Annotated in this window: 1 protein-coding gene; it reads left to right on the top strand. The window is 67.6% G+C overall.

Features of this window, described 5'->3' with window-relative positions; genetic code table 11:
• Positions 1-102 precede the first annotated feature (102 nt).
• On the top strand, positions 103-2,238 hold a 2,136-nt coding region (locus ACFVUT_RS37615; protein WP_389671170.1), incomplete at its 3' end, for a type I polyketide synthase.

The following is a 2,238-nucleotide window of genomic DNA, read 5'->3' as shown; positions in this document are numbered from 1 at the left end:
GCCGCCGAGCAGGCCGGGTGCGAACGGGTGGAGGAACTCACCCTGGAAAGCCCGCTCGTCCTGCACCCCGACCGGACGACACAGATACACGTGCTGGTTCACATGGCCGACGGCTCCGGCCGCCGTGCCCTCACGGTGTACTCACGCAACACCGACGACCAGCCGTGGATCCGGCATGCGGCGGGTACTCTCACCCACCAGTCGGCTGTTCCCGCGCCTATCGACGTGTGGCCGCCGGCCGACGCCGTACCGATCGAGCTCGGCGACGTCTACACGGACATGTTCGAGCGGGGCTACGCGTACGGCCCCACCTTCCAGGGCCTGCGCACTGCATGGCGCTCGGGAAGCGATATCTACGCCGAAGTCGAGCTGCCCGAACAGGCGCACAGCGACAGTGGACAGTTCGGCATCCATCCGGCACTGCTTGACGCGACTCTCCACGCGATCACCCTGGGTGACTTCGTTCCGGGTGCGGAGGCCGGGCAGCCGTGGCTGCCGTTCGTCTGGTCCGGCGTTGACCTGTTCGCCGCCGGTGCGACCGCGCTGCGTGTCCGGATCATTGGTGCCGGACAGGCCAACTCGGTGTCCCTGACGGTCACTGACCCGACGGGCGCTGTGGTTGCCCGGGCGGAGTCGTTGAGCCTGCGTCCCGTCGAGACCGGTCAGCTGGCTTCTGCCGGGGCCGTGGATGATCCGCTGTTCCGGGTGGACTGGGTTCCGTCGGTGGTGGGTGACGCGGCCGGCGTTGAACTGGCGCTGGTCGGTTCCCCTGTTCCCGGACTGCCGGGCGTGGATGGCGCGTTCGACGACCTGGAGTCGTTGGCGGATGCGGGACCGGTGGCACCCTGGGTCGCTGTCGCGTCCTCTGCTGCTGAGGGTGATGTTCCCGCTGCGATCCGGCGGGCCTCGCACGAAGTGCTGACACAGGTTCAGATGTTCCTGGCCGACGAGCGGTTCGCGGATGCGCGGTTGGTCGTGGTGACCCGTGGTGCTGTGGTGGCGGGCTCCGACGAGGAGCTCGAACTCGGCGTGGCGCCGGTCTGGGGTCTCGTGCGCGCGGCCAGGGCCGAGCATCCGGGACGGATTGTCCTGGTGGACCTCGACGGTGAGGCCGAGTCAGGCTCCGTGCTTCCGGGTGCCTTGGCGTCGGGTGAGCCGGAGGTGGCGATTCGGTCCGGGCGGGTGATGGTTCCTCGTCTGGTCCGGGTGGTGGCCGGTGCGGTGTCTGAGAGGTCTGAGTTCGATTCTGAGGGCACGGTGTTGGTCACTGGTGGTACTGGTGGTCTGGGTGCGTTGGTTGCGCGGCATCTTGTGGTGGAGCGGGGTGTGCGGCATTTGCTGTTGGTGAGTCGTCGTGGTGCGCAGGCGCCTGGTGCGGCGGAGCTGACGGCGGAGCTGGTGGGGCTTGGTGCCCGGGTGGTGGTGAGTGCTTGTGATGTGACGGATCGGGTTGCGTTGGCTGATGTTGTGGCGTCGGTTTCGGTGGAGCATCCGTTGGTGGGTGTGGTGCATGCGGCTGGGGTCGGTGATGTCGGGCTGATCGAGTCGGTGACGCCGGAGCGTTTGGATGCGGTGTTCGGGGCGAAGGCGGATGCGGCGTGGTTCCTGCATGAGCTGACGGCCGGGATGGAGCTGGCGTTCTTCGTGTTGTTCTCGTCGGCGGGTGGTCTGGTGCTGGCGGCGGGGCAGGGTTCGTATGCTGCGGCGAACGTCTTCCTTGACGGGCTTGCTGCTCATCGTCGTCGGGTCGGGCTGCCTGGAACGTCGTTGGCGTTCGGCCTGTGGGAGACCACGACCGGCCTGACCCAGATGCTCAGTTCTGCTGACCTGGAGCGGATGCGCAGGCAGGGCCTGCCGGCCCTGACGGTCGAAGACGGGCTCAGCGGATTCGATGCCGGACTGGTTTCGGATGTGCCGCTGCTGGTCCCGTTGCGCGTGGATGTTGCCGCGCTGCGCAACCGGACCGATGTGCCGGCCCTGTTGCGCGGGCTCGCACCGAAGGTCAGGCGTGCGGTGCGTACTGCCGCCGAAGGCGGTTCGGCGCTGGGGCGTCAGCTGACGGGTATGGAATCGGCCGAGCGCCTGCGGACATTGCTGGATCTGGTGCGCGAGAAGGTCGCGACCGTCCTCGGTCATGCGTCGCTTGAGGCGGTTGAGCCGGGGAAGGCGTTCCAGGATCTGGGGTTCGATTCGTTGACCGCGGTCGAGTTGCGGAATGAGTTGAATGCGGCGACTGGT

This window comes from Streptomyces sp. NPDC058051, from assembly GCF_042885475.1.
In the GTDB taxonomy this organism is placed as follows: domain Bacteria; phylum Actinomycetota; class Actinomycetes; order Streptomycetales; family Streptomycetaceae; genus Streptomyces.
This window is presented reverse-complemented; position numbering and strand designations above follow the sequence as displayed.